A 24557-nucleotide genomic window follows, 5' to 3' on the forward strand; every position below is an offset into this window, starting at 1 on the left:
CTACTAATCTGGCTATGGTGCTGATTGGCGCCGAGGACCCGCCGTCGAGGCGGGTTTTTTATTTCCGGCACCTCCCAGGAGGAAACATGACCACACCCGATCCGATCCGCCGCTTTGTCGAAGCCACCAATGCCGGCGATAGCGAAGCCTTCCTGGACAGTTTCACGCCCGACGCCTTCCTGAGCGACTGGGGCCGGTCGTTCAAGGGCCGCGAGCAGATTGCGCGCTGGAACCAGTCGGACAATATCGGCGTGCAATCCAGGCTCCGCATCCTCGGCATCGCAGCGAAGGACGGCACCTGCCGCGTTCGCATCGCCGTCGAAGGCAACGGTTTCAACGGGGACGGCGATATGGTCTTCACGCTGGACGGCGAGCGTATATCGGGCCTGGTGATCAGCTGACGCACTGCCCGGCTGGTCTTTACTCCCGCAGGCTTCTCGCCATCAGCCGCGCCACGCTTGGGCCGACCAGAAGCACGATCAGGAAGCGTGCCGATTGCAGCGCCATGACGAAGGAGATGTCGACATGCTGCGCGGCGGCGGCGATGATGGCGACGCTGTCCATGCCGCCGGGGCTGGTCGCCAGATAGGCGGTCAGCGGATCGATGCCGAGCAGGCGGCTGATCAGGAAGGCGAGGCCGCCGCAAAAGACGATCAGGGCAATGATCGAGCCGACGATCTGCGGCAGCGCGCGGGCCGCGTGGCGCAAAATGGCCCTGGTGAAATTCAGGCCGATGCTCCAGCCGATCATTGTATAGCTCAAGGCGAGCAGCCAGGGCGGCAGCTGCATGGTCACGCCGAGCCCGAGATGGATCACGGTGCCGAAAATGAAGGTGCCGAGGAAGAACGGCGACGGCAGCCTGAAAAGCTTTCCGGCGAGGCCGCCGACCAGCGCCACGCCGAATGTCGCGGCCAAGCCTTTCGGGTCGACCGGCGGAAACCAGACGATGGCCGGCACCTCGATGCCTGAGGTGTCGACCCAAAGCTTGGCCACCAGGGCCGCCGTCATCGAGACGCAGATGACGCGCAGATAGAGCATGAAGGCGACGAGGCGCTGGTCGGCGCCGAAGGCACCGGCCATCAGCACCATGGCGGTGGCGGCGCCCGGCGATGAACCCCAGACGGCGGTGGTGCCGGGCAGGATGCGCCAGCGGCTGATCAGCCAGCCAAGCAGGCTGGATGCCGCGACCGTCGCCATCACGACGCCGAGGAACAGCGGCCATTCCTTGTAGAAGACGGGAAAGATATCGGCCGAGATGGAACTGGCGACCAGGCAGCCGACGACCGCCTGGGCGGAGCCGAACAGAACCCGCGGCACGCGCACCGTGGCGCCGTTGGTGCCGGCAGCGATGGCAGCCAGCATCGGCCCGATCAGCAGTGCGGCGGGCAGGTTGGCGAGTTCCAGCGCGCCGGCAAACAGCACCGAGACCACCACCAGGACCGGCCACTGCCAGCCCTTGTGGATCCGCGCCAGATGCTCGATGGCCGGCGGGTTCGGGGAAGAATCCATAGATCGGCTCTTAGACCGGTCGCGAAAAAATGCGAACCCTTTTTGCGGGGGGAAAAGGGCTTGGGTGGTAATAGGACCGCGAAGGCCGAAGTGACATTCAATCTCCCACTTGAGGGGGAGATGGCCGGCAGGCCAGAGGGGGGGCGCTGTCCCGCCGGCCTCTCCCTCTATTCCGCCTTCGCCGGCAACCCAAACCCACCAGCCGGATGCGTCTCCACCTGGAACTCGAAGCCGGCGATGATCGGCCGTGCCTTGGCGATTGCCGCCTGGACTTCGGGCAGCTGCAGCGAAGCTTTATGGCTTTCGGCGTCGGTCCACACTTCGGTCACCCAGATCGCGTCGGCGTCGGCCGGGTCGGTGGCGATGATGTAGTTCAGGCAGCCGGGCATGGCGCCGGTGCTGGCGAGCAGGACCTCCATGACCGCGTCGCGCTGGCCGCGCGTCGCCCGCATCTTGCCGATCAGTCCGTACATTCGCTTTGCTCCGTTGAGATTACGCAACCAGGAGTATGCAGTTCGCCGTCTACGGCATCAACTGGCCGCCATTCACCTCGATCACCTGGCCGGTGATGTAGCCGCTCAACAGATCGGAGGAGAGGAACAGATAGGCGCCAACGCAGTCCTCGGCGGTGCCGGCGCGGCCCTGCGGGATGGTGGCGATCATGCCTTTCATCTGGTCGTCGGTCGAGTAGCGCTCGTGGAAAGGTGTCGCGATCGTGCCGGGCGCCACCGCGTTGACGCGGATGTTGAAACCGATCAGCTCCTTGGCCATGCCGCGCGTTACGTTGGAGACGAAGGCCTTGGCGGAGCCGTAAAGGCCGGCGCCGCCACCGGCGCCGTTGCGCGCGGCGATCGAGGAGGTGTTGACGATGAAGCCGCCCTGCCGCTTCAGCCATGGGATCGCCTTGCGCGAAGCTGTCAGCACGGAACGCGCGTTGAGGTCCATCACCGCGTCGTAATGCGCCTCGGTCTGCTCGGCATAGGGCACGCGGCCGAGCATGCCGCCGGCATTGTTGACGAGGCCGTCGAGCCGGCCGAAATGTTGCGCACTGTCCTCGACGACACGCTCGACATCGGCGGGGATCGAGAAATCGCCCTGGGTCAGGAACACGTCGCCGCCACCGTTGCGAATGGTCGCCGCCAAGTTTTCGGCAGCCACCCGGCTCGAATTGTAGTGCAGTGCGACACGGCATTTCTGCGCGGCATAGGCAAGTGCAAGCGCCGCGCCGATGCCGGTCGAGGCGCCGGTGACCAGCACCGCCTTTCCGGCAAGGTCGGGGATGACCAGAGAGGGGCTGACAAGGGTGGTGGTGGCTGGCACGTCTATTCCTCCGGGGGACTCGGCCTGCTCTTCGTAGGCCCTCCCAGTCCTCGCGTTCAAGTCCGTAAAAGCCTATGGCCTGAGATAGGCGTAGCCCTGGCGCTGCAATTCGGCGAGCTTGACGACACCGCCTCTGTCGGCGGCATGGAAGCCGTCGAGCAGGTCGGCCAGGCCGATATCCATGCCGTGCATGGTGTTGGCGCAAGCGTGCGGGCTGAGCCCATCCTGGACAAGGCCGGCGAAACGCCCGGAAATGGCGGCGGATATGCCCTTCGACTTGAAGGCGGCAAGTGCTGGGCCGTGCACGACAAGCGCGATGTCGACCTTGCGGTCGGTGCCTTCGAAGTGGTTCTTGATGTTGCCGAGCACGAAATTGACCTTGTCGAGATCGCTGAGGTGATAGGCGACCTTTTGCCTTTCCTCTTCGACGGCCTTGACTTCAATGGCTGCCGCCTTGGTGGGGCGCAGCCCGAAAAGCCCGGCGGCCCCGGCAAGACCGACGCGGAAAATATCGCGGCGTCGCATGGCTTCATCTCCCATTTAGCCGGCCCGCGCAAATTGCGTGGCCTCGGCCTCGATCCTAGCATAAATTGACATCACGTCTTGTCGGGGCAGGGGGAGCCAGCATGATATCAAAGACCGTGATGGGCGCCGGAGTTGGGGTTGCCTTGCTTGCCGCAGTCGCCGGCGCGGCTTTCGCCGATGACACGCTCAAACTCACCGAGCTCAGCCCCGACGGCAAGGACGCCTGTTTCGGGCGCGTCTACGACGCCGCGCATCTCAAGTCGCATCCGCACCAGAAGGTGGCGCGCATCTTCTTCTATTACGGCCGCGATCCGGTCAGCCGGCCAAACGAGGAGCCAAGCACCGGCATCGATTCCTCCTACAATGGCTTCATGGCGACGACGGTACGCCGTGCCAAGGCGCCGGAATGGCTCGGTGGCTGGTGCAGTCATGAGTCGGAGGACGGCAAGACCGGCCCGATCCGCTGCGGCATGGACTGCGATCGCACCATGGCTTCGCTGAAGGTCGACGACAAGGGCCGGCTGATCGTCTCGGACGTGCAGCCCGATCTTTATCTCGATGCCGGATCGGAAGACGAGCTCGGGGAGGCGGAGTACGAACGGCAGGCGTTGGGCAAGGACGACAACGGCTTCAGGCTCGATCCGATGCCGGCCGCGACCTGCAAGGCGGAGTTCGCCCGCATCGACCCGATCGATCCGGCACTTGGCCCGCCATTGCGCGAGCGGCTGAAGCCGGACCAGGCCTTCTGCTACGGGCGTGACTACGATGCCGCGCATCTCGGCTCGCATCCCGATCAGCTGACCCAGACGATCCGGGTTTTCCGCGGACCGGTCGAGCTGGCATCCTTCGCCAAGGGCGGCGACCTCGCCAATTGGCCGAGCGGCGCAGACATCGCCGTTTCGGTTACCACGCGGCAGAAATCGGCCAAGGTCACGCAGGTCTATAACTGCCAGGGCGAGGGCGACCAGTGGCGCTGCGCGGCGAGCGCGAAGACGGGTGGTGCCTCCTGCGATATCGCGCAAAAGGAGATTTTTCTCCGCCGCGGCGCCAACGGCACGATGATGCTGGCCAACCCAAACAGCGGCCTGCCGATCATCGATCTGTGCTCGAAAGCGGCGGAAGGCGACACCAGCTCCGACGACAAGGTCTACCGGCTGGAGCCGATGCCGCAGGCTGCCTGCGGGCTGTAGCAACCGCAATGCTGGAGGGACAGCGCCCCCCTCTGTCCTGCCGGACATCTCCCCCACTTGGGGGGAGATCGGCAGCTTCCTCGCGTCACTCACTCCTGCGACTATGGCTATTGGCAAAAGCCGCGGTGACGGCCAATCTCCCCACTTGTGGGGGAGATGTCCGGCAGGACAGAGGGGGCGCGAAGGATCACGACTGAGCGATTTTTCTGCGCGAATTGCTTCACGCGAACGGCACGGCCGTCGTGCCCTTGGGCAGTTTCGCTTCGTCGTCGGGCTCGACATGGATGATGACGCGAACCGAAGGAATCTCTGCCCGCAGCGCGTCCTCGATGCGGTCGCAGATGACGTGGCTGGCGCCGACCGACATGTCGGCGTCGACGACCAGATGGAACTCGATGAAGGTGGCGCGGCCGGCGATGCGCGTCTTCAGGTCGTGGACCTCGAGCGCGCCCTTGCAATTGGCAGAGATGATGTCGCGGATACGGATATGTTCCTGGGTGTCGACGGCGCGGTCCATCAGCCCGTTCATCGACGAGCCGATGACGTGCCAGCCCTGCCACAGGATGTTCAGCGCCACGATCACCGCAAGAGCCGGATCGAGAACCTGCCAGCCGGTCAGCACGGCGCCGACCAGGCCAATGAACACACCGACCGAGGTCGCTACGTCGGTCATGATATGCCTGCCGTCGGCAACCAGCGCCGGTGATTTTTCACTCCGTCCGGTGCGGATCAGCGTCAAGGCCCAGACGGCGTTGATGACGGTTGCGACGCCGTTGACGGCAAGGCCGGTCCATGGCTGTTCGAGCGGGGCCGGATGCTGCCACGACCACCAGACCTCGTCGAGGATGAGCAGGGCGGCAAGCACGATCAGCACGCCTTCCAGGACGGCCGAGAAATACTCGGCCTTGTGGTGGCCGAACGGATGGTCCTGGTCGGCTGGCTTGTAGCTGACCTGGATCGCCCAATAGGCGGCGGCCGAGGCAATGACGTTGACGATCGATTCCAGCGCGTCCGAATAAAGCGCAACCGAACCGGTGACGTACCAGGCCACCAGCTTGAGGCCGAGCACGACGAAGGCGACGACGATCGACCAGAAAGCGAGGCTGGCGACCTTCTGCCTGGCGGCTGCTTTGATTTCTGCCGCGGTCACTGGGGAAGAAATCCCAACACTGAGCCCTCGAATTAAGCGGCCTTTTCCTTGGCCTTGCGCGGCAGGTGCGCGACGATGTTCTCGATGATGCGCATGCCGGCATTGTGGCCGAGCGTCATGATCGATTCCGGGTGGAACTGCACAGCGGCGATCGGCTCCTTGCGGTGCTCGAAGGCCATGATGATGCCGTCCTCGGTCTCGGCGGTGACGACAAAACCATCGGGCAGCCGCACCGGATCGGCAAAGATCGAATGATAGCGGCCGACCGTCACCTCCTTGGGCAGGCCGGAGAAGATGATGCCCGGCTTCGACACGCGGATGCGCGACGGCTTGCCATGCATCGGGATGTGCAATTGCCGCAATTCGCCGCCATAGGCCTCGGCCAGCGCCTGCAGCCCGAGGCAGACGCCGAAGATCGGCAAGTCGCGCGCACGGGCTCGCTTGATGGTGGCGGCGCAGTCGAAGTCCTTCGGCGTGCCGGGGCCGGGCGACAGCACGACCAGGTTTGGTTTCAGCCGGTCGAAGACCTCGTCCGGCACCGGTGTGCGCACCGTCGAGACATTGGCGCCGGTCTGGCGGAAATAGTTGGCCAGCGTGTGGACGAAGGAGTCCTCGTGGTCGACCAGCAGGATGTTGACGCCATCGCCGACGCGCGCGGTGCTGCGTTCGGTGCTGGCGGCATTGCCTAACTTGGCGTCGCGGGTGGCGGAGATCATGGCGGATGCCTTCAGTTCGGTTTCGGCTTCTTCTTCCTCGGGTATGCTGTCGAAGAGCAGCGTGGCGCCGGCGCGCACCTCGGCAATGCCGTCCTTGATGCGGATGGTGCGAAGCGTCAGGCCGGTGTTCATGTCACCGTTGAAATTGACCATGCCGATCGCCCCGCCATACCAGGCGCGCGGGCTCTTCTCGTTCTGCTCGATGAAGCGCATGGCCCATAATTTCGGCGCGCCGGTGACGGTGACCGCCCAGGCATGCGACAGGAAGGCGTCGAAAGCGTCCATGCCTTCGCGCAGCCGCCCTTCGATGTGGTCGACGGTGTGGATCAGGCGCGAATACATCTCGATCTGGCGGCGGCCGATGACGCGCACCGAGCCCGGCTCGCAGACCCTCGACTTGTCGTTGCGGTCGACATCCGAGCACATGGTGAGTTCGGACTCGTCCTTCTTGGAATTGAGCAGCTTCAGGATCTGCTCGCTATCGGAAATGGCGTCGTCGCCGCGCTTGATGGTGCCGGAGATCGGGCAGGTCTCGACGCGGCGGCCGTTGACGCGCACGAACATTTCCGGCGAGGCGCCGATCAGATATTCGCCCTCGCCGAGATTGATGAAGAAGGAATAGGGCGAGGGATTGATGCTCTTCAGCTTGCGGGAAATCTCGGAGGGCTGGGTTTCGCAGCGTTCGTAGAACATCTGCCCCGGCACCACTTCGAACAGGTCGCCGCGCTCAAAGCTCTTCATCGCCTTGCGCACCAGCTTGGCATATTCGCCGGGCTCGTGGTCGCCGCGCGGCGGGATGCGGTCGGCGGTCCTGAACGGCTCGACGATTTCGTCGCGCGGCAGGCCTTCGGTCGAAAAGCCGTCGCCGGAATAGTCGTAGCGGTCGGTCCAGGCCTTGGTGGAATAGTGGTCGACGACGAGGATCTCGTCGGGCAGGAACAGCACGAGATCGCGCTGGCTTGGCTTGCGCTCGAGCTTGTAGTCGACCGGATCGAACTGGAAGGCGAGGTCGTAGCCGAAGGCGCCATAGAGGCCGAGATTGGCGTCTTCCTCGGTCTTGAACAAAGCAGTGATGGCGCGCAGCACGGTGAACACGGAGGGAACGCGGCTGCGTTCCTCTTCGGTGAAGACACGGCCGGGCTTGGCGACCTCGAGGCGGATGAGTTTGTTCGACGTCTCGGCGATCGTGACATCGTCAAGGCCAGCAAGCACCGTACCGATCACCGGCAAAAGCACCTCGCCACGGCGGTTCAGCGCCTCGATGCGCATGGCGCGGCCGCGTGCCGAGATCACCAGCGGCGGATCGATGATGGCGGTATCCCAGCGCGTATAACGGCCGGGATATTCGTAATTCGAGGAAAACACGGCGCCGCGGCGCGAATTCAGGCCATCGACATAGCCGTCGATCGCGCCCTCATATGGCCGGTCATGGCGCTGGCGGGTAATCGCCACGCCACCCGCGGTGACGAAGCGCTCGGCGCCATTCTCCAGAATTTTCGTCGTCATTGCCGTCTCCATCAGCGTCTTTGGGGCAACGGACCCGGGAATGGCTTGAAAAAACAAATGGCCGCCCGGACATTCCGCTGCGGCCACCTTCTATTGTCACGCGAACGCGTTCGAACAGGCCGCTGTCAGCGAGCCCACCACCAAATGGTCTTGATCGAACGCATATTCATGGCGAAATCCATAGCCGCGAAAAGCGGTATGCGCAACAGGTTTGAAAGTCTGTGGGGTGGCTGCTGCTTTCGCAACCCATGGCACATGGCCAAGACCGGCAGTCCTGCCTAGACTCTGCATCAAACAGCAGGAAGACGGGAAAACATCGATGACCGAGCAGATCGACCGCGCACGGACGTTCCATTCCCTCCATGTCAAGGGCAACCCGATTGTCCTCTACAATGCCTGGGACCCAGGCTCCGCCAAGATCATCGCGCAAGCAGGGGCCAAGGCCATCGCCACCGGAAGCTGGCCGGTCGCGGCCGCTTTCGGATTCGCCGATGGCGAGAAAATCCCGTTGGAACTGGCGCTCGAAAACATCAAACGCATCGTTGCGGCGGTGGATCTGCCGGTAACCATGGACCTCGAGGGCGGTTACGGGGTCGCTCCGGAGGTTGTCGCCCGCAGCGTGGGGCTCGCCGTGCAGGCTGGAGCCGTCGGCTTTAATTTCGAGGATCAGATTGTCGGCGGCAGTGGGCTGCACGACATCGCCATACAGGTGAGGCGGATCGAAGCCGCCGCGGCGGCCGTGAAGACCTCGGGTATTCCGGCCTTCATTAACGCCCGAACCGACATTTTCCTGAAGGCGAAACCGGATGCGCACGACAAGGCTCTCCTCGATCAGGCGATCGAGCGGGCGCACGCCTACGAAAGGGCCGGAGCGCATGGCTTCTTTGCGCCGGGGCTTGCCGATGAAGGCCTGATCGAGGCGCTCTGCCAGGCAACGGCATTGCCGGTCAACATCATTGCACTGGCGCATGTGCCGCCGCGCCAGAGGCTTGCCGAACTCGGCGTCGCCCGCGTGAGCCATGGTCCGGTGCCTTACCGGCAGATGGCCGAATGGCTGGAGTCCAAGGCGCGACAGGCGATTTCGGGGTAGCCTGGCGGGTTGCGTCAGTCCTCCAGCGTCCCCGACCTTGCATCGGCACTCTTCCTGTCGCCGACCAGCTTCAAGAGGTCCTCGCCGGCGCGAATTATGCGGCGCGAGCGGCGTGTCAGGATGAGGCCGGCCTGGGGCGCCAACACTTCCGTGCGGCCGTCGGGCTCACCCGGCGCGTGGACGATGGTGGCAAGGCGCGCACCCTTGGTGACGCGGTCGCCCGGCTTCACGTGGTAGAGGATCGCGCCCGAGCGGGGCGCCGGCATCATCTCGATGTTTTCGATCGGCGCGACGAGCCCTCCGAAGCCGCCAGGCGCGGGCAGCGCCTGATCCCGGATGACGCCGCGCGCCACCAGCAGCCGGTAGAGCCCTTCGGCATCGGCGCCGGCGAGGGCGCCGTCGACATCGAGTATGCCGCGATATTCGACGGTGGTGGCGACGCGCCGATCGAGGCGCGCGACGTCGGCGGAACGTTCTGATACGGCATGATCGAGGCGCCTTCGAAGGTGCCGTCGGGATCTTCGTGCCACAGCATCACCGCATCGACGCCCATAGCCGCCGCACAATCCGCCATGGCCGGCCACAGGCTGGTGTGGACGTAGAGGTAGGCGAGGCCTTCATCGTCGCAGTGCAGGTCGAGCACGATGTCGTGGCCGATGGAGAGCTGCAGCAGCCGCGTCTTCAGCCGCTGATCGACCGTGCCGTGCGCCGGCAGGAGCGTGAGGTCGGGCGCGGCGAGCCGCGGAAAGCCGCGATTGAAATTGGTGCGCGTCCCCAGATGGAAGCGGCCCTGATGGTCGCCATAGAGATATTGCGCGCGGCCGATCGGATTGGCCCAGGGCACGATGGTCATATTGCCGCTGATGCGGCCTTCGGCTTCCGCCCTGCTGAGCATCGGCATCAGCGCATCGATGGCAACGACGCCCGGCAATTCGCCGGCATGAAGTGCCGCCTGCAGATAGGCCGAAGGCGCTGTCTTGTCCGTTCCGGTGAAGCGGAAGACGGGGAATTCGTAGGAAACGCCCTCGCTGTCGCCGGCGATGCGTTCGATGGATTTCTGCATGGACTGTCTCCAGGAAACGAGACCGAACACATGCCCTTTCGCCAATACACTGTCGATTGGTCCAGCTTTTCGCGCTATGGGCGCACGGCTCTATCCGGGCTTGGCGCTCAAAGGATCGCGAGATAACGCCTGCGCCCGGCCTATGCCAGCGGCTTCAATTCCTGGGCGATGGTCGGCAGAAGCTCCGAGACGTTCGGGTGGATGTGCACCGCGCGCGCCAGCGTACTGACCGGCGCCTTGGCATACATCAGATCGAGCACGCAGTGCACTGCCTCGTCGCCACCCGGGCCGAGCACCGAACAGCCGAGGATTTCCTTGGTGTCGGCATCGACCAGGATCTTCATGAAGCCTTGCGTCTCACCTTTTTCGACGGCACGGCTGACGCGGGTCATTGGCCGCTGGCCGACAAGGGCGCGGCGGCCGGATTTCCTTACCGCGGCTTCGGTCATGCCGCAGCGGCCGAGTGGTGGGTCGATATAGAGCGCATAGGCCTCGATGCGGTCGCTGACCTTGCGCGGATCGTTGTCGAGCAGGTTGGCGGCGACAATCTCGTAGTCATTGTACGAGGTGTGGGTGAAGGCGCCCTTGCCGTTGCAGTCGCCCATCGCCCAGATGCCGGGCACGCTGGTGCGCAGCTGGTCGTCGACGACGATGAAGCCGCGTTTGTCGACCTCGACGCCGGCTTTGTCGAGGCCGAGATCGTCGGTGTTTGGCGTGCGGCCCAGGGCCAGCAGCACATGCGAGCCGACCGCAGCCGCCTTGCCTGGCGAGAAGGTCACGGCGATTTCGTTGCCTCGCCTGGCGAAGCGGATATCGTCGGCGCCGAGATGGACGGCAATGGCTTCGTTTTCGAGGATCGACAAAATGGCGTCCGAGACGTCATCGTCCTCGCGGCCGATCAGGCGCGGGCTCTTTTCGATGACCGTGACTTCGGAACCGAAGCGGCGGAACATCTGCGCGAATTCGAGCGAGACATAGCTGCCGCCGACGACGATGAGATGGCGCGGCAGCACGTCGAGATCCATCATCGACGAATTGGTCAGGTAAGAAATGCCGTCGAGGCCGGGCAGGTCGGGCACCGAGGCGCGGCCGCCGGTGTTGAGGAAGATCTTTTCGGCGCTCAGCAGATCGTCGCCGACGCGCACCGTATTGGCGGTCACGAAGCGCGCATGGCCGCGATAGAGCGTGCATTTGTCCATGCCGGCAATCCAGTCTTCGAGATTGCCGCGGGCATCGTTCGAGACTTTGTCCTTGCGCGCCTTGATCGCCTTGTAGTTGACGCCGATGGGACCGGAGAGCGTCACACCGTAGTCCGCGGCGCAGCGGGCGAGATGCGCGGCATAGGCGCTTGCCACCATCGTTTTGGTCGGCGTGCAGCCGGTATTGACGCAAGTGCCGCCGACCAGCTTTCGCTCGATCAGCGCCACGCTCATGCCGGCCGCATTCAGCCGGCCGGCGAGCGGTGGGCCGGCCTGCCCGGCACCGACGATGATGGCGTCGAATGTCTTTGCCGTCATGCCACCGCCGCCACGATCAGAAGCCCGCCGACGATCGCCACCGCGTCCTCGATGAAGGCGGCGGGCGGGTCCTTGCCGAAGGCGGTGGCCAGGCGTTTACGCGCCTCGGCGCCGCCCAACGTGCCGATCACCGCGCCGACGGCGCCGGCGATCAGGCCGCCGATGGTGGCGCCGCCGGTGGCGCCGATCACCGCGCCGGTGAAAGCGCCCAAGACGATGCGCGTGCCGAATTGCTGCGGCACCTTGCGGCTCGGCGCCGATGGCAGCTGGTCGGTGACCAGTTCGGCGATGGCCAGGATGGTGAAGATGCCGACGGCGATCCAGTGGCCCATGAAACTCGCCCAGGTGCCGGTGACCGGCAACCAGCCTAGCCAGGCGCCCCAGGCGACCGCGGCGGGCGCTGTCATGGCGCGAAGCCCGGCAACGATGCCAATCAGGAGTGCAAGAATGTACAGCATGATTGATCCCTCGATGGCCGGCTTGGGACAGGTCCGAGAGAGCAAGCTACCATAGGTCCGGTATTTGACCAGAGGCGGTGTCGCCGCCGGCGCTTCCGTATTTTCACCAGTTGTGCTTGGCAAAGATTGAGACTGGAGTTGCGGCCATGACGGGGAGCGAACGCACGAAAATGGCGGCGGGCGAGTGGTATTGCTGCCTCGACCCGGAACTGGAGGCGCTGCGGATCACGGCACGCGACGCGGTGTTCGAGCACAACAGCCTGCCACCACGACAGCGCGGCGATATCGGGCCTGCCTTGCGGGCGCTGCTCGGCGCTGCAGGCGAGGGCGCCCGGATCGAAGCGCCGTCCCACTGCGCTTATGGCTTCAACATCTTTCTCGGCGACCGCGTCTTCCTCAATGCCGGCTGCACCATTCTCGATACGGCGCCAGTGCGCATCGGCAAGGGAACGCTGCTCGGCCCCAATGTGCAGATCTATTGCGCCGAGCACCACAGGGAGGCTGCGGGGCGACGGGCAGGGCTGGAGATCGCCAGGCCGGTCGAGATCGGCGACAATGCCTGGATCGGCGGTGGTGCCATCATCCTCGGCGGGGTCAGGATCGGTGATGGCGCCATCGTCGGCGCCGGTGCCGTGGTGAAGCGCGACGTGGCGGCGAACACCACGGTGGTCGGCAATCCGGCACGGGTAATCAGGAGCGGGTGAGCCGGATCAGCGTGAAGCGCCGCGTCTATCCAAATCGACACTCCTCGAGAATTCGCGCCGGTATTGCACGGGCGAGGTTCTGAGCCGCGCCGCGAAATGCTGGCGCAGCGAGGTGGCGCTGCCGAAGCCGGCCTCGAAGGCAACCGTATCCATCGATTTTTCCGTTGCTTCCAGCAGCCGCTGCGCCAGTTGCACACGCTGGTCGGTCAGCCAGTCGCCGAAACTGGTGCCGATCGTTTTCTGGAAACGGCGCGTGAACGTCCGGCGGGTGAGGCCGGCGAGACCGGCAACGCTGTCCAGACTGTGCGGATCACCCAGGGTTTTGCGCACCGTTTCGAGAGCCTGGGTGAAGCGGTCCGCATTGCCGGTCCTGGCGATGGGACGTTCGATGAATTGCGCCTGCCCGCCCTGCCGATGCGGAGAAAGCACGATCTGCCGGGCAAGGCGAAGCGCTGCCTCCGCGCCGTAACGAGCCCGTACGACGTGCAGGCAGCAGTCAAGCCCGGCGGCGACGCCGGCGGATGTCACGACATCGCCATCGTCGATGTAGAGCACTTCTGGTTCGACGAGAATGTCGGGATAGAGTTCCTGCAGCTGATCCGCGTAGGCCCAGTGCGTCGCGGCTCGCCGCCCTGAAAGCAATCCGGTCGCCGCGACAGCGAACGTTCCCAAGCACAGTCCGACGATCAGCGCGCCGCGCTCGTGCGCGCCAAGCAACGCCTCGATCAGTGTCGTCGGCGGTGAGATCCCGAGATCCTTCCAACTCGGCACGATGACGATGTCGGCATCATCGAGCGCTGAAAGCCCGTGCGGGACGCTGATGGTCAGCCCGGCATCAGTGCGGATCGGCCCGTTCTCAATCGCGCAGACCCGGAAGTCGAAGCGCGGCAGGCCGAGCGTCGTGCGATCCGCGCCGAACACGAGACACGGCACGGAGAGATGAAACGGGCTGATGCCATCGAAGGCGATGGCGGCAACGACAGGATCGGCCATGGGAGCTCCAGCAAAGGGTGACACCGATTGTCCCAATTCTTTCGAACAATGTCAATCGGGACACTTTTTGCGATCCGGCGCCGCGCTTATCGTCCACCCATCAATGCCAAACGGGAAAGGAAAACCCCATGTCGGACCCAGCCAAAGGCAAAGCTCCACGCCGCGCCCTCATCGTCATCGATGTTCAGAACGACTATGACGGCGGCAACCTCGCCATCCAGCATCCGCCGTTCCGCGAGAGCGTCGTCAATGTGGCGCGAGCGATGGACGCGGCCACCGAGGCAGGCGTCAAGGTGGTGGTCATCAAGCAGTTGGCACCGGAAACCTCATCGGTCTTCGCCAAGGGCAGCCATGGCGCCGAGTTGCACCCGGAAATCGCCAGGCGAAACCGCGACCACTACATCGAAAAGAACTTGCCCAGCGCCTTCACCGGCACGGATTTAGAGGAGTGGCTGCGCGCCAACTCTATCGATACGATCACGGTCATCGGCTACATGACGCATAATTGCGATCTGTCCACGGTCATCCATGCCGTGCATATGGGTTTTGAGGTCGAGTTCCTGTCGGACGCGACGGGGTCGTTGCCCTACGCCAACAGCGCCGGCTACGCTTCGGGCGAGGAAATCCATCGCGTCGTGACGATCGTATTGCAGTCGCGCTTCGCGGCCGTTCTCAAAACCGCCGAATGGATCGATTGCCTGAAGACCGGCGTGGTACCCCAGCACGACACACCCTATGCCTCCAACCAGCGCGCGCTGGCGCGAAGCGCGGCGTAGGAGACTATTGCGAGCAGGCAGAGGGGCGCCGCAGCGTTGCGGCGCCCTTTGCCGTTCGAGCGTTGATATCCTTAGAACAGGCCCTCGATCTGGCCCATTTCGTTCAGGAAGATCTTTTCCGAGGATGGCGCTTTGGGCAGACCGGGCATGGTCATCACCTCGCCGCAGATGATGACGACGAAGCCGGCGCCGGCAGACAGCCTGACCTCGCGCACCGGCACGGTGTGGCCGGTCGGCGCGCCGCGCAGATTCGGATCGGTGGAGAAGGAATATTGCGTCTTGGCCATGCAGACCGGCAAATGACCGTAGCCGGCGTGCTCCCAGGCGTGGAGCTGGTCGCGCACCGATTTGTCGGCGATCGCTTCGGAACCGCGATAGATGCGCTGGACGATGGTGTTGATCTTCTCGAACAGCGGCATGGCGTCGGGATAGAGCGGGGCAAATTGCGACGCGCCGGATTCGGCCAACGCCACGACTCTTTTGGCCAGTTCCTCGATGCCGGCCGATCCCTGAGCCCAGTGCTTGCACAGGATCGCCTCTTCGCCCATCGAGGCGACATAATCCTTCATCGCCTGGATCTCTGCCTCGGTGTCGGAGTAGAAATGGTTGATGGCGACCACGGCCGGCACACCGAACTGGCGGATGTTCTCGATGTGGCGGCCGAGATTCGCACATCCCTTCTTGACCGCCTCGACGTTCTCCTTGCCGAGTTCCTCCTTCTTGACGCCGCCATTCATCTTCATGGCGCGAACCGTGGCGACGATGACCGCCGCTGCCGGCCTCAGGCCGGCCTTGCGGCATTTGATGTCGAAGAACTTTTCGGCACCGAGATCGGCGCCGAAACCGGCTTCGGTGACGACGTAATCGGCAAGCTTCAGCGCCGTCGTGGTGGCAACGACGGAGTTGCAGCCATGCGCGATGTTGGCGAAGGGGCCGCCATGGACGAAAGCCGGGTTGTTCTCCAGCGTCTGCACGAGATTGGGCTGCATGGCGTCCTTCAAGAGTACGGCCATCGCGCCGTCGGCCTTGAGGTCGCGTGCATAGACGGCCGACTTGTCGCGGCGATAGGCAACGATGATGTCGCCGAGGCGCTTTTCGAGGTCCTTCAGGTCGGTCGACAGGCACAGGATGGCCATGACTTCCGAGGCGACTGTGATGTCGAAACCGCCCTCGCGCGGGAAACCGTTGGCGACGCCGCCGAGCGAACAGATGATCTCGCGCAGCGACCGGTCGTTCATGTCCATGACGCGGCGCCAGACGACACGGCGGGTGTCGATGCCGAGCTCGTTGCCCCAATAGATATGGTTGTCGATCAGCGCCGACAGCAGATTATGGGCGGTGGTGATGGCATGGAAATCGCCCGTGAAGTGGAGGTTCATGTCCTCCATAGGCACGACCTGCGCGTAGCCGCCACCGGCGGCACCGCCCTTGACGCCGAAATTCGGTCCGAGCGAAGCCTCGCGGATGCAGACGATGGCCTTCTTGCCGATGCGGTTGAGGCCATCGCCCAAGCCCACCGTCGTCGTCGTCTTGCCTTCGCCGGCCGGTGTCGGGTTGATGGCGGTGACGAGGATCAGCTTGCCGTCCTTGTTGCCCTTCACCGACTTGATGAACTCGGCCGAGATCTTCGCCTTGTCGTGGCCGTAGGGCAGAAGATGTTCGCTCGGAATGCCGATCTTCTGGCCGATCTCCTGGATCTGCTTCTTCCTGGCGCCGCGCGCGATCTCGATGTCGGACTTCACTTCGGCCATGACGGCTTCCCTCTGAATTGAACGGATTCGATTACTGTGGTCGCAAGCCCGGCACTGCAGGCGCGGGCATGTTCTACCCCTGTCGCTGCCGCGGCGTCAACTTTCATGCAACTATGTTTCCTACGAAGAAAGTGCCTCTGCGGTCGGCTGCCCTGCTACAGGTTCTTTTTTCGCGCCGGTCGCCGCGCCGTATAGAAGCCAGAGCAGGCGCGGTTCCGCCGTCTCAAAACAGCCGCGTAATACGCGAAAAGCGACAGAAGCAACGGCGCAAATTCACCAGCGCCGGCTGCGCGGAACAATCCGCTACTGCGTCAGCACGTTGCTGATCTCGACCATGTTCGAGCGGACCCTGAGTATGTAAAACCCCATCGTCGTCAGATGTGTCGGCAACAGCCAGCCGTCCTCGCGGCCATTGGCGATGATGAAGGGCTGGATGCGCAGCGCCGAGACGAATTGCGCGTCCATCGTATCCCACAGGTTCTGCAGGTGCTTTTCCTTGATGACGTCCTCGAAGTCGGCCTGCGCGCCCTTCATCAGCCCGTAATAGGCATAAAGCTGGCCATAGGCGAACCAGAAGCGGTCGTCGGCACGGGTGTCGAACCAGCCATTGTTGTGGTTTTCGGCACGCTCCTTGAGGATCGCCGAGGTCGAGCCGATGTCGGACGAGATGCGGTCGATATACTGCTTGAGATTGTCGGCGCGGGCATCGAACGTGGCCTGGCAGGCTGCCAGACGGGCGTTGAAGGAACGCAGCTTGCGCACCGCGTCGCGATAATAGCTCGGCGTCGGCGTCTTGGGACCAAACGGGTTCAAGCCGAAGTACCAGGTTTCCTCATCGAACTGCAGATTGCCGCGGGCGTCCTGCAGGTCGGCGTCGATCTGCGAGGTGGTGCGGACGCGGCCGAGATTGTCGGCAAGCTCGGTCGCCGTGCGCCGCACCGCCTGGTTGATGCCGCGCTGGAACGAAGCCTTGTTGTCCATGAACGGCGTGTGGTCCCAGTCGATGCCGAACAGGCCGAGCTTGTAGAGGATCATCGACGACACCCAGGCATTCTGGTTGACGTTGAAGTCGGTCAGGTCGGCCGCAACCTGGGCAATGGCTGAATTTCCGCAGGTCTTGGCCGTGTCGGTGCCGGCGCCTGCAGAGACCTGTTCACCGGCGGAGCTGTTGCGCTTTTCGAACGTGTATTTGTCGACGTAATTCGGGTCGAAATTGTTCCACCACTGGGTGGCGTAGAAGAAATTAATGTAGAGGCCGATCAGCACGACGACAGCCAGGCCGAGCACCGCCTTCAGGATCCAGCCGCGTTGCGTGTACCAGCGCCCCGCCCACAGGAACGGCCACAGGATCGCGCCGATGAGCAAGCCGATGCCGCGGCCAATCCACTGGAAAATCCGGGTGAAGAAATTCACGATCGGATCAAGCATGGCGATGTCACCCCCTCAGTCAGTCAAGCCGTAGAGGCGTGTGCGAAACGCCACCTTGTCCTTCAAATATGTGGTTTTCAGAACGTCCACAACATGCGATCGCCAAGCGTCGCTGAAGCCGTCATAATCCCTGTAGAAGCCCGGCTTGTTGAAGACGTAACGCGAGACGAAGTCCTGCGGCACGAAGTCCGAGATCAGCTGGTTGGTCAGCCAGGCGTCTTGATGGTCCGGCTTGGCGCGGATCACCAGGAAGCGCTGCTGCGGGAACACATCCTCTATCTTGAGATGGCCAAGTTGGGCGATCTCGCGCTTGGCGGCGTTGAGGAAGGGAAAATTGCCGTCCCTGGTGATCAGATCGGCGTGGCCGTGGATCCAGGTCTGCAGCCAGACCTTATCGACGTCGGTCAGATTGCGGTCGGGCTCGGCGTCGCGGATCAGGGCGCGCACCACCATTTCGGCGCGATGCTCGAGATAGCCGGAGGTTTCGATCCATGAGGCGCGAGGCAGCTCGATGCGGCCGGTCGAAGCGAGGAACTTGAACACCTTGTCGGCGTCATGGATCGAGAGATAGCTCACCTGCCACGGCCGCGAGCGGCGGAAGCCGGGCGCTGCCGGGTCGCTGATCACCGTCGTCACGTCCGGATCGACGAACACATAGAGCCCGCCGAAATGGCTGGTCCAATAGGCGTTGTGGCGGAAGATCACCTGGTCCGGCACCAGCGCATTCTCGCGGATGTCGCCGCAGACCTTCGCCAGCTCGACCATGTGTGCAAGCATGGCATTGTCGCGCCAGGCATCCGGTTCCTGCTTCAGCCGGTCGACCAGCTTGCCGAGCTCGGCGGCCTTGCCGAGCACATCCTCGGCCGACAGCACCTTGAACTCGACCTGATTGATCGACAGCAGATCCTCGATGTCGTCGACCTTGGGGACTGAATCCTCGATCTCGCCGTAGATGACGTCCTTGATTGTCAGCGCATCGATGGCGCGCTGGTTCTTCGACATGAACTCGTACATCAGCAGCGAGGTGTTGGAGAAAGCCGTGTGCACCACCGGCAGGTCGATCTGCGACGGCGTCAGGATGATGAAGCGGCGGTTGACCTCGTTCGGATCGAGGTAGCTGTAGTCGCCGCATTCCTCGGCGACCTGCGGCGAAAAGCCGGTACGGTCGATCTCGAAGCTTTTCAGCTTGGTCGGCTTCAGCCCGAAGGCGACCATCGCCTTGTTGTAGCGCTGGATCAGATGCGGCTCGTCGACCGTCAGCAGCCGGCCGTAGATCAGCTCGTTGTCGCGTAGCAGGTCGGGTTTCTTGGCAGGGCTCATGCGCGTAGTCCCAACGGATCTTGCGCAGGATGACCGAGCTCCAACGCTGACGCCCCCCTCTCCCCGTTCTTCACGGGGAGAGGGTAAGGGTGAGGGGCAGCGCAAACGGTCAAGGACATGTCTCTCCATAGCCTTTGGCGGCGACAAATCGAAGATCACGCGTTTCGATATGGCGTTCGAGGCGCCCTTCGATCGCAGCCACCACTGTTTCAAGGACTGCTTCCCGCTCCTTCAATACGTCTACGTTCCAAAAGCGAAGGATAGACCAGCCATCGGAGACGATGAAGCGATCTCGGATTCGATCATATTGGCTGCCGACATGCTGACTGCCATCGACTTCGACGACGAGCTGGCAGTCTCTGCAGGCGAAATCGACGAAGTAAGAGCCTATCGGCAACTGCCGTACGAATTTATGGCCGTTCAGTCTGCGGTCGCGCAACTCCAGCCAGAGCGCGGTTTCTGCATCGTTGTCGGATTGACGCAGGCGCCTTGCGCGCTTGGTTGTGTCTGTTTCTGGCCCACGCATGCGCTGCCCCTCACCCTTACCCTCTCCCCGTGAAGAACGGGAGAGGGGGGCGTCAGCGTTTGAGCCACGTCTTTCAGCGTTGCTGTGGGAGCTTATGCATCGCACCGGAAACAGTGCTATCCGGTGAGAAAGAAGATCACGCATTCCACATTCCCTTCTTCTTCAACTCCTCGATCTCGCGGACGGCACGCTCCCGCAGACGGGTGTCGCGGATCATCTTGCTCACCGCCGCATCGTCCGACTTGTCGGAATAGCGGAATTCGGAATCCGCATAGCGGTTGATCTCCTGCATGACCATGTCCATCGAGAACGGCCCGCGCAGTTCCTCGATCATCGCCTTCTTGTCGTCGTAGCTTTTGTGCATGAAGGCTTCCGGCTTCTCGAACCACTCGTCGGGCAATTCGATGTCCATGGCGCGCATCTTGATCGCGTCGGTGACGTTCTTGATGGCGCGTCCGGTGAAACGCGGCTCGGCATCCTTGATCAAGTGCAGATAGGTGCCGATATCGGCCATCGACTTCGGCGCGCCGTTCTCCTTCATGTAGCGCTCATAGACCTTCATCAGCCCGTCTTCCTGCGGCTTCTCATGCTCCTCGTAAGCCTCCATCACCGCGCGCTGGATTTCCTGAGCGGCATAGAGCTTGTGGTCGCCGAGCGGGATCTTGTGGTTCTTGCCGGCGAGCAGGACGAAGATGTCGATGTAGTCGTCGCGGCTCTGCGGGCCGTCGACCAGCCAGCGGGCGCCGGCGCGCTGGCGCAATGCGTCGTCAACGTTTTCGGGATAGTTGGAAAACATGCCGAACGAGCAATTGCCGCGCACCACGGTTGCCGCGCCGGCAAATGCGTCCATCAGCACACCGGTGATTTCCTGCTGGCCGGCCGAGGCGCGGTCGTCTGAGCGGCGTGCGGCGACCTGGTCGATATCGTCGATGGTGCCGAAGCCGATGACGCGCGGGTTCAGCACATTGTTGATGAACTGGCGGCAGTTCTGGCCGGACTTGCCCTGGTAGGAGGAGATCTGGTCGACGCCGAAATTTTCGTAGGCGAAGGGATAGCCGGCGACTTGGCAGTAGCCGTTGAGAAGGCCGGCGATCATCTGGATCAGCGTCGTCTTGCCGGTGCCGGGCGCGCCGTCGCCGATAAACGTGAACAGGAAGCCGCCAAGCTCGACGAATGGGTTCAGCTCGCGCTCGAAGTCGTACGCCATCAGCATCTTGGCGAGCTTTACCGACTGGTACTTGGCGATGTGGTTGCCGACGACCTCTTCCGGTTTCTTGAAGGTCATCACCAGTGGTTTTGCCCGCTTGCCAGGGGCGACGTCGAAACCATCGAGGGTAAAATCGTCGACGTCGATGCGGATATGGGCGTTCTCGAACGGGCCGATGCCGTCGAAGCGGCCCTTTCGCGCCAACAGCCCGTCGATGGCTACGCGGGCAAAGGCGCGGGCGCGGGTCATCAGGTCGGCGTCGTCCTTCGAACCTGCTATCGCCCTGTCGAGCCCGGCCACGATCGACTTCACCGCATCCTGCGGGGTGTCGAACAGAAAGTCCGGCTCGGGCGTGTCGTTCGGCGCCTCGCCGTCGCTGTCGATCAGCTGGAACAAATAGGAGGCGAGGCTGAAGGCGGAGATGTAGGCAGAGGCCGACAGCAGCTTCTTGAAGGTGGCAGCTTCGTCGCCTTCGAGCGGCGCGCGGGCGTTTTTCGCCTGCAGGCTTTCGAGGTCCGAGCCTTCGGCGAAGACATCCGATATGGCTAGCGCTATTGCCGCCCCGCGCCGAGCGCGAAACAACAGCATGTGCTGCGGTATGGTCAGCAATTGGTCGTCGGGATGGACGGCGGCGACGGTTTTGGCGAGCTCGACCTCGCGCGTGCGGCGAACCGAGCCGACCGAGACGGTCGAGACGAAGCGGCGGTTGGTGCCGGCAAGCGCTGTGCCGGACTCGCGCGATGGGTCTTCCAGCACGACGATGCGGGTGATGAAACTTTGCGCAGTGGCGCGGTGCTTTTCAATTGCCGCTTCCGGGATGGTGGTCAGGCCGGTGTCCATGGAAGATGCTCCGCGATTTGACGGTCAGACGTCGCTGATGACCTGCCCTTTGGACAGGATGTGGACCTTGTAGCCCGAAAAGATCTTCTGCGCCTCGCCGGCGGCATAGAGCGCCTGATAGGCCTCGTGCGGGATCAGCGCATGGTTCTCATAGCTCGACACGCCCTGGCGCGCGGCCTCGAGATCGTCGGTATTGATGAAGAATTCCTGCGTCGTCTTTTCGCTCGAGAACAGCCCCTTGCGGCCTGGCTTCTCGGCCTTGGAAAAGACCTCCTGGATGGTCCAGGTCAGCAGCCAGGCGTTTTCCGGCTTGCGCACCTTGGCCAGCACTTCGCTTACCGTCGAATTGTTGTCGGTAATCCCTGCAGAATAGAACGGGCCGAGCACGACGCGACGCAGCTGCTTGGGATGCAGCGGTTCGAAATCCTTGTCGAGGTTGACCGCGATGGTCGCCGGCGACAGCGTGTAGGCGGAATTCTTCTCGGTGAAATCGTCGAAACGGTGGGCGAGCTCGGGATTGAGCAGGCCGTCGACCGGCAGCGGAATGTCGACCCTCTCATTAAGCTTGCCGCCGGAGTCGACCAGTTGCCGGATCATGTCATCCGAGGAATCCTCGACCGTCACCATATAGACCAGCGGCAGGTTGGCGCTGCCATCGAAGCAGGCCCAGTGGACCAGATAATAGGGCCGCAACGTCTTCGGATTGACCGAAACCTTGGCCGTCTGGGCCAGCGTGAACGGGCCAAAGGTGGTCTCGCTCTTGACGTCTTCGAGGTAGAGCCGCTCGGCCATCGATTTCTGCAGCGCTTCGGGAAATTCCTTGTGGCGCAGGATGAAGTCCGCCATTTCCTCGCGCAGCTCGCCGGCCAGCGGGAGGTTGGCGAGGCGCGCATCGGTCTGGAGGCGGTCGTTTTCCAGCTCGAGCAGGTTCTGAAAGACCGGAAAACCGCTTTCGGCGCGCGAGATGCGGAACGTCTCGGTGAAGCCCAGCCGGTTGCGCCAGCATGAGAACGACTTGTCGAGCCGCGCAATATATTCGGCGACGATCTTGGCGACGATGCCGTGCCGGTAGAGCGGCGAGCGATCGTCGCGCATGAACACTTCGAGGCCGCCAAGTGCCGCCGCGATCGCCGAGAAATAGCGCGCCGCCGCTTCGTTTTCGGGGGTCATGCTGCCAGCCCTTGGGAGCAGTGCACGTGCAGCAATTACGACTGCACGTAATTTGCCGAATTGTGCTTCTTCATCACGTCGTCGAAGCGGCGGGCGAAGGCATCGTCGGCGAGCTTCTTGCGGCGCTGGATGTCGGCGGTGGCGACCATGTTCTTCTCGTGCATTTCAAGCAGATCGCCAATGTGCTTCTGCGAGGCAGCACCAATGCCGGCCATGGTCTCTTCGGCGGTGTTGTCGACCTGGCTGCCCAGCGTGTTGATCTTGTGGGCGACATCCTGTTGGGCGGCGGTCTTCAGCGAATCTTCCAGCGCCTTGTACAGCACGATGCGCTGCTCGGTATCGATGGTCAGCTTGTTGATCAGCGTCGATTGCGCCGCGATCTGGTTGTTGAGCGAATCGACGAAGGTCTGGAACATCGAGGTGTAGCGCTCCAGCGTCTGGCTTTCGGCCAGCAATTCTTGCTCCTTGGCCTGCTTCTCGTTGTATTCCGTGGCCAGTTTCGAACGCTCGCCTTCAAGCTGCGTGCGCCCCTTCTGGCTGGTCGAGGCGGCGATCTTGTTCTCGATGTCGAGCAGCATCGGGTTGAGCTCCTCGATGCGCTTCTGCACGGTCTCGAGATTGGACATCGTGGTCTTGCGGCGCTCGATCACCTGCGACAGGCTGGCCTCGGAGGTTTTGTAGCGCGTGTCGAGAACCTGCTTCTGCGCCTTGAGGATGCCGACGATGGTGTCGGACTTCGCCAGCAGTTCCTGCAAATTGCCGGCCAGCGACATGTTGCGGACGCGGTCGGTGCGCATGCGCTGCTTGCGCTGGCTGGAGAAGACGCCGACGAAACTTTCCCAGCCGGTGTAGTTCTTCATGCTCTCGAATTCGGCGCCGAAGACGTTGGTAGCGTCCTCGAGGCCGATGATCAGGTCGGCGATATTGCCTTCCATCACCTTCTGCTGCTTCAGCACATCCTCGATGCGGGCATTCTCGATGTCGAAATTGGCATCGCCGATCTTCTTGTCGGCGGTGGCGAGCGTGTCGAGCACGGCACCGGACTGCTCAATCTTGGTGCGCATGTCCTGCACGACCTGCTTGGTCTTGGCAATCTCGGCATCGAAATTCTGCAATGTCGCCATTGGGGCCTCCGCTTCGGCATCGGTTTCGTTTCGCAAACCGCCGCGAATATATGTGCCGGGTTTGGCGAATGAAAGACGGAAGACATGGGATTACAGGAAAACAAAGAATTTCAGGAGGCGACTGCAGGATAATCAAGCCATGATTACGCTGTAACTGCCGGCCGGTCAGGCACCGCTTCGACCTCGGCTGGATTTTTGCTCGGGAGCGACGCTCAAGGCTTGGGATCGGCTTTGAGGTAGGCGATGACGTTGGCGATGTCCTCGTCGCTGGTCAGGCCGGAGAAGGCCATTTTGTTGCCGGGGACCTTCTGCCGGGGCGCGCGCAGGTATTCGGCAAGGTTTGCTTCGTCCCAGACCAAACCGGCGGCGCCGGCATCCTTCATCGCCTGCGAGTAACGGCTGAGATAACTGTCCGCGGTGCCGGCGGTGCGGCCGACGACACCAAGCAGATGCGGGCCGACCTTGTCGCGGTCGCTCGTTGCCTCGTGACAGACCATGCATCTGTTGAAGACCTTCTTGCCGAGAGCAGCATCGCCGTCGGCATGCGCGGCAACGATGCCGGCAATGAGGAAAGCAGTTGCAGACGAAATTACTCGAAGCATGGGAACTCCCGACGGCTCTGGCAGTGGATCAAAATAGGCAGCACGCTCAACAAAGGCCGCAATGGCGCGATT

The 24557-nt window shown here is 63.0% G+C and carries 22 protein-coding genes and 1 pseudogene; 5 read left to right on the plus strand and 18 right to left on the minus strand.

Annotation, left to right across the window (positions count from 1 at the left end; translation table 11 throughout):
- The first annotated feature begins 86 nt into the window (after window positions 1-86).
- On the plus strand, window positions 87-401 hold the full coding sequence (locus NKH43_RS15300; RefSeq protein ID WP_352846535.1) for a nuclear transport factor 2 family protein: 315 nt from the start codon (window positions 87-89) through the stop codon (window positions 399-401).
- 19 nt (window positions 402-420) lie between these two features.
- Here the strand turns inward: NKH43_RS15300 and NKH43_RS15305 are convergent, their stop codons facing one another.
- From NKH43_RS15305 to NKH43_RS15320, 4 genes are all read right to left on the minus strand, one after another.
- Window positions 421-1509, minus strand: a complete 1089-nt coding sequence (locus NKH43_RS15305) for an AbrB family transcriptional regulator (RefSeq protein ID WP_352858871.1) — start codon at window positions 1507-1509, stop codon at window positions 421-423.
- A gap of 167 nt (window positions 1510-1676) precedes the next feature.
- Window positions 1677-1982: a putative quinol monooxygenase gene (locus NKH43_RS15310; RefSeq protein WP_352858873.1), complete on the minus strand. Its 306-nt coding sequence runs from the start codon at window positions 1980-1982 to the stop codon at window positions 1677-1679.
- Between the two features lie 49 nt (window positions 1983-2031).
- Complete coding sequence (locus NKH43_RS15315) at window positions 2032-2829, minus strand: SDR family NAD(P)-dependent oxidoreductase (RefSeq protein ID WP_023719253.1); 798 nt, start codon at window positions 2827-2829, stop codon at window positions 2032-2034.
- A gap of 72 nt (window positions 2830-2901) precedes the next feature.
- Window positions 2902-3354, minus strand: a complete 453-nt coding sequence (locus NKH43_RS15320) for a DsrE family protein (RefSeq protein ID WP_352858874.1) — start codon at window positions 3352-3354, stop codon at window positions 2902-2904.
- Between the two features lie 101 nt (window positions 3355-3455).
- Here NKH43_RS15320 and NKH43_RS15325 point away from each other — a divergent pair, with 101 nt between their 5' ends.
- On the plus strand, window positions 3456-4544 hold the full coding sequence (locus NKH43_RS15325) for a hypothetical protein (protein WP_352858876.1): 1089 nt from the start codon (window positions 3456-3458) through the stop codon (window positions 4542-4544).
- Between the two features lie 220 nt (window positions 4545-4764).
- On the opposite strand, the gene NKH43_RS15330 is transcribed toward NKH43_RS15325, so the two are convergent.
- Together NKH43_RS15330 and NKH43_RS15335 are read right to left on the minus strand one after the other, a co-directional pair.
- Entirely contained in the window at window positions 4765-5694 is a 930-nt protein-coding gene (locus NKH43_RS15330) for a cation diffusion facilitator family transporter (protein ID WP_502906482.1), read from the minus strand.
- A gap of 32 nt (window positions 5695-5726) precedes the next feature.
- Complete coding sequence (locus tag NKH43_RS15335; protein ID WP_352858878.1) at window positions 5727-7916, minus strand: anthranilate synthase; 2190 nt, start codon at window positions 7914-7916, stop codon at window positions 5727-5729.
- 319 nt (window positions 7917-8235) lie between these two features.
- On the opposite strand from NKH43_RS15335, the gene NKH43_RS15340 reads away from it, so the two are divergent.
- Entirely contained in the window at window positions 8236-9006 is a 771-nt protein-coding gene (locus tag NKH43_RS15340; protein ID WP_023719246.1) for an isocitrate lyase/PEP mutase family protein, read from the plus strand.
- Between the two features lie 14 nt (window positions 9007-9020).
- Here the strand turns inward: NKH43_RS15340 and NKH43_RS15345 are convergent.
- The 3 genes and pseudogenes from NKH43_RS15345 to NKH43_RS15355 form a co-directional block, all read right to left on the minus strand.
- Window positions 9021-10069, minus strand: a pseudogene (locus NKH43_RS15345) (M14 family metallopeptidase).
- Window positions 10070-10209: 140 nt separating this feature from the next.
- The gene (locus NKH43_RS15350; protein WP_352591699.1) at window positions 10210-11586 is read right to left on the minus strand and encodes an FAD-containing oxidoreductase; all 1377 of its coding nucleotides are present in this window, start codon (window positions 11584-11586) and stop codon (window positions 10210-10212) included.
- On the minus strand, window positions 11583-12044 hold the full coding sequence (locus NKH43_RS15355) for a DUF4126 domain-containing protein (RefSeq protein WP_352482058.1): 462 nt from the start codon (window positions 12042-12044) through the stop codon (window positions 11583-11585). Before NKH43_RS15355 ends, NKH43_RS15350 begins: the two co-directional genes overlap by 4 nt.
- 146 nt (window positions 12045-12190) lie before the next feature.
- On the opposite strand from NKH43_RS15355, the gene NKH43_RS15360 reads away from it, so the two are divergent.
- Complete coding sequence (locus NKH43_RS15360; RefSeq protein ID WP_352787774.1) at window positions 12191-12748, plus strand: sugar O-acetyltransferase; 558 nt, start codon at window positions 12191-12193, stop codon at window positions 12746-12748.
- Window positions 12749-12754: 6 nt separating this feature from the next.
- Here NKH43_RS15360 and NKH43_RS15365 read toward each other — a convergent pair whose 3' ends face one another.
- On the minus strand, window positions 12755-13741 hold the full coding sequence (locus NKH43_RS15365) for a helix-turn-helix domain-containing protein (protein WP_352858881.1): 987 nt from the start codon (window positions 13739-13741) through the stop codon (window positions 12755-12757).
- Between the two features lie 128 nt (window positions 13742-13869).
- On the opposite strand from NKH43_RS15365, the gene NKH43_RS15370 reads away from it, so the two are divergent.
- Window positions 13870-14517 carry a cysteine hydrolase family protein gene (locus NKH43_RS15370; protein WP_352482061.1) on the plus strand — a complete coding sequence of 216 codons (648 nt, stop codon included), beginning with the start codon at window positions 13870-13872 and terminating at the stop codon, window positions 14515-14517.
- A gap of 71 nt (window positions 14518-14588) precedes the next feature.
- Here the strand turns inward: NKH43_RS15370 and NKH43_RS15375 are convergent, their stop codons facing one another.
- The 8 genes from NKH43_RS15375 to NKH43_RS15410 all read right to left on the minus strand — a co-directional run bounded on the left by NKH43_RS15375 (window position 14589) and on the right by NKH43_RS15410 (window position 24485).
- The gene (locus NKH43_RS15375) at window positions 14589-16268 is read right to left on the minus strand and encodes a formate--tetrahydrofolate ligase (protein WP_023719240.1); all 1680 of its coding nucleotides are present in this window, start codon (window positions 16266-16268) and stop codon (window positions 14589-14591) included.
- A gap of 303 nt (window positions 16269-16571) precedes the next feature.
- Complete coding sequence (locus NKH43_RS15380; RefSeq protein ID WP_023719239.1) at window positions 16572-17696, minus strand: DUF2333 family protein; 1125 nt, start codon at window positions 17694-17696, stop codon at window positions 16572-16574.
- Between the two features lie 15 nt (window positions 17697-17711).
- Window positions 17712-19016, minus strand: coding sequence for a DUF6638 family protein (locus NKH43_RS15385; RefSeq protein ID WP_023719238.1), 1305 nt, complete (start codon window positions 19014-19016; stop codon window positions 17712-17714).
- 109 nt (window positions 19017-19125) lie between these two features.
- A complete protein-coding gene (locus tag NKH43_RS15390) occupies window positions 19126-19542 on the minus strand; it encodes an endonuclease domain-containing protein (RefSeq protein ID WP_352858883.1) in 417 nt (138 codons plus the stop codon).
- A 136-nt stretch (window positions 19543-19678) separates the two neighbouring features.
- Window positions 19679-21589, minus strand: coding sequence for an AAA family ATPase (locus NKH43_RS15395; RefSeq protein ID WP_352858885.1), 1911 nt, complete (start codon window positions 21587-21589; stop codon window positions 19679-19681).
- 24 nt (window positions 21590-21613) lie between these two features.
- Window positions 21614-22759 (minus strand): hypothetical protein, encoded by a 1146-nt coding sequence (locus NKH43_RS15400; protein ID WP_352858887.1) that lies wholly within the window; start codon window positions 22757-22759, stop codon window positions 21614-21616.
- A gap of 35 nt (window positions 22760-22794) precedes the next feature.
- On the minus strand, window positions 22795-23883 hold the full coding sequence (locus tag NKH43_RS15405; protein WP_352494786.1) for a hypothetical protein: 1089 nt from the start codon (window positions 23881-23883) through the stop codon (window positions 22795-22797).
- Window positions 23884-24095: 212 nt separating this feature from the next.
- Entirely contained in the window at window positions 24096-24485 is a 390-nt protein-coding gene (locus tag NKH43_RS15410; protein ID WP_023719233.1) for a c-type cytochrome, read from the minus strand.
- Window positions 24486-24557: the final 72 nt, after the last annotated feature.

It is taken from the genome of Mesorhizobium sp. M1163 (assembly GCF_040318415.1).
Classification (GTDB): Bacteria; Pseudomonadota; Alphaproteobacteria; order Rhizobiales; family Rhizobiaceae; genus Mesorhizobium.

Coding starts and splice junctions, on each gene's coding strand:
- NKH43_RS15350 (WP_352591699.1), bottom strand. CDS start 11,586: ATGACGGCAAAGACATTCGACGCCATCATCGTCGGTGCCGGGCAGGCC.
- NKH43_RS15370 (WP_352482061.1), top strand. CDS start 13,870: ATGTCGGACCCAGCCAAAGGCAAAGCTCCACGCCGCGCCCTCATCGTC.
- NKH43_RS15410 (WP_023719233.1), bottom strand. CDS start 24,485: ATGCTTCGAGTAATTTCGTCTGCAACTGCTTTCCTCATTGCCGGCATC.
- NKH43_RS15320 (WP_352858874.1), bottom strand. CDS start 3,354: ATGCGACGCCGCGATATTTTCCGCGTCGGTCTTGCCGGGGCCGCCGGG.
- NKH43_RS15340 (WP_023719246.1), top strand. CDS start 8,236: ATGACCGAGCAGATCGACCGCGCACGGACGTTCCATTCCCTCCATGTC.
- NKH43_RS15395 (WP_352858885.1), bottom strand. CDS start 21,589: ATGGACACCGGCCTGACCACCATCCCGGAAGCGGCAATTGAAAAGCAC.
- NKH43_RS15375 (WP_023719240.1), bottom strand. CDS start 16,268: ATGGCCGAAGTGAAGTCCGACATCGAGATCGCGCGCGGCGCCAGGAAG.
- NKH43_RS15310 (WP_352858873.1), bottom strand. CDS start 1,982: ATGTACGGACTGATCGGCAAGATGCGGGCGACGCGCGGCCAGCGCGAC.
- NKH43_RS15385 (WP_023719238.1), bottom strand. CDS start 19,016: ATGAGCCCTGCCAAGAAACCCGACCTGCTACGCGACAACGAGCTGATC.
- NKH43_RS15380 (WP_023719239.1), bottom strand. CDS start 17,696: ATGCTTGATCCGATCGTGAATTTCTTCACCCGGATTTTCCAGTGGATT.
- NKH43_RS15335 (WP_352858878.1), bottom strand. CDS start 7,916: ATGACGACGAAAATTCTGGAGAATGGCGCCGAGCGCTTCGTCACCGCG.
- NKH43_RS15405 (WP_352494786.1), bottom strand. CDS start 23,883: ATGGCGACATTGCAGAATTTCGATGCCGAGATTGCCAAGACCAAGCAG.
- NKH43_RS15360 (WP_352787774.1), top strand. CDS start 12,191: ATGACGGGGAGCGAACGCACGAAAATGGCGGCGGGCGAGTGGTATTGC.
- NKH43_RS15365 (WP_352858881.1), bottom strand. CDS start 13,741: ATGGCCGATCCTGTCGTTGCCGCCATCGCCTTCGATGGCATCAGCCCG.
- NKH43_RS15390 (WP_352858883.1), bottom strand. CDS start 19,542: ATGCGTGGGCCAGAAACAGACACAACCAAGCGCGCAAGGCGCCTGCGT.
- NKH43_RS15355 (WP_352482058.1), bottom strand. CDS start 12,044: ATGCTGTACATTCTTGCACTCCTGATTGGCATCGTTGCCGGGCTTCGC.
- NKH43_RS15300 (WP_352846535.1), top strand. CDS start 87: ATGACCACACCCGATCCGATCCGCCGCTTTGTCGAAGCCACCAATGCC.
- NKH43_RS15325 (WP_352858876.1), top strand. CDS start 3,456: ATGATATCAAAGACCGTGATGGGCGCCGGAGTTGGGGTTGCCTTGCTT.
- NKH43_RS15305 (WP_352858871.1), bottom strand. CDS start 1,509: ATGGATTCTTCCCCGAACCCGCCGGCCATCGAGCATCTGGCGCGGATC.
- NKH43_RS15400 (WP_352858887.1), bottom strand. CDS start 22,759: ATGACCCCCGAAAACGAAGCGGCGGCGCGCTATTTCTCGGCGATCGCG.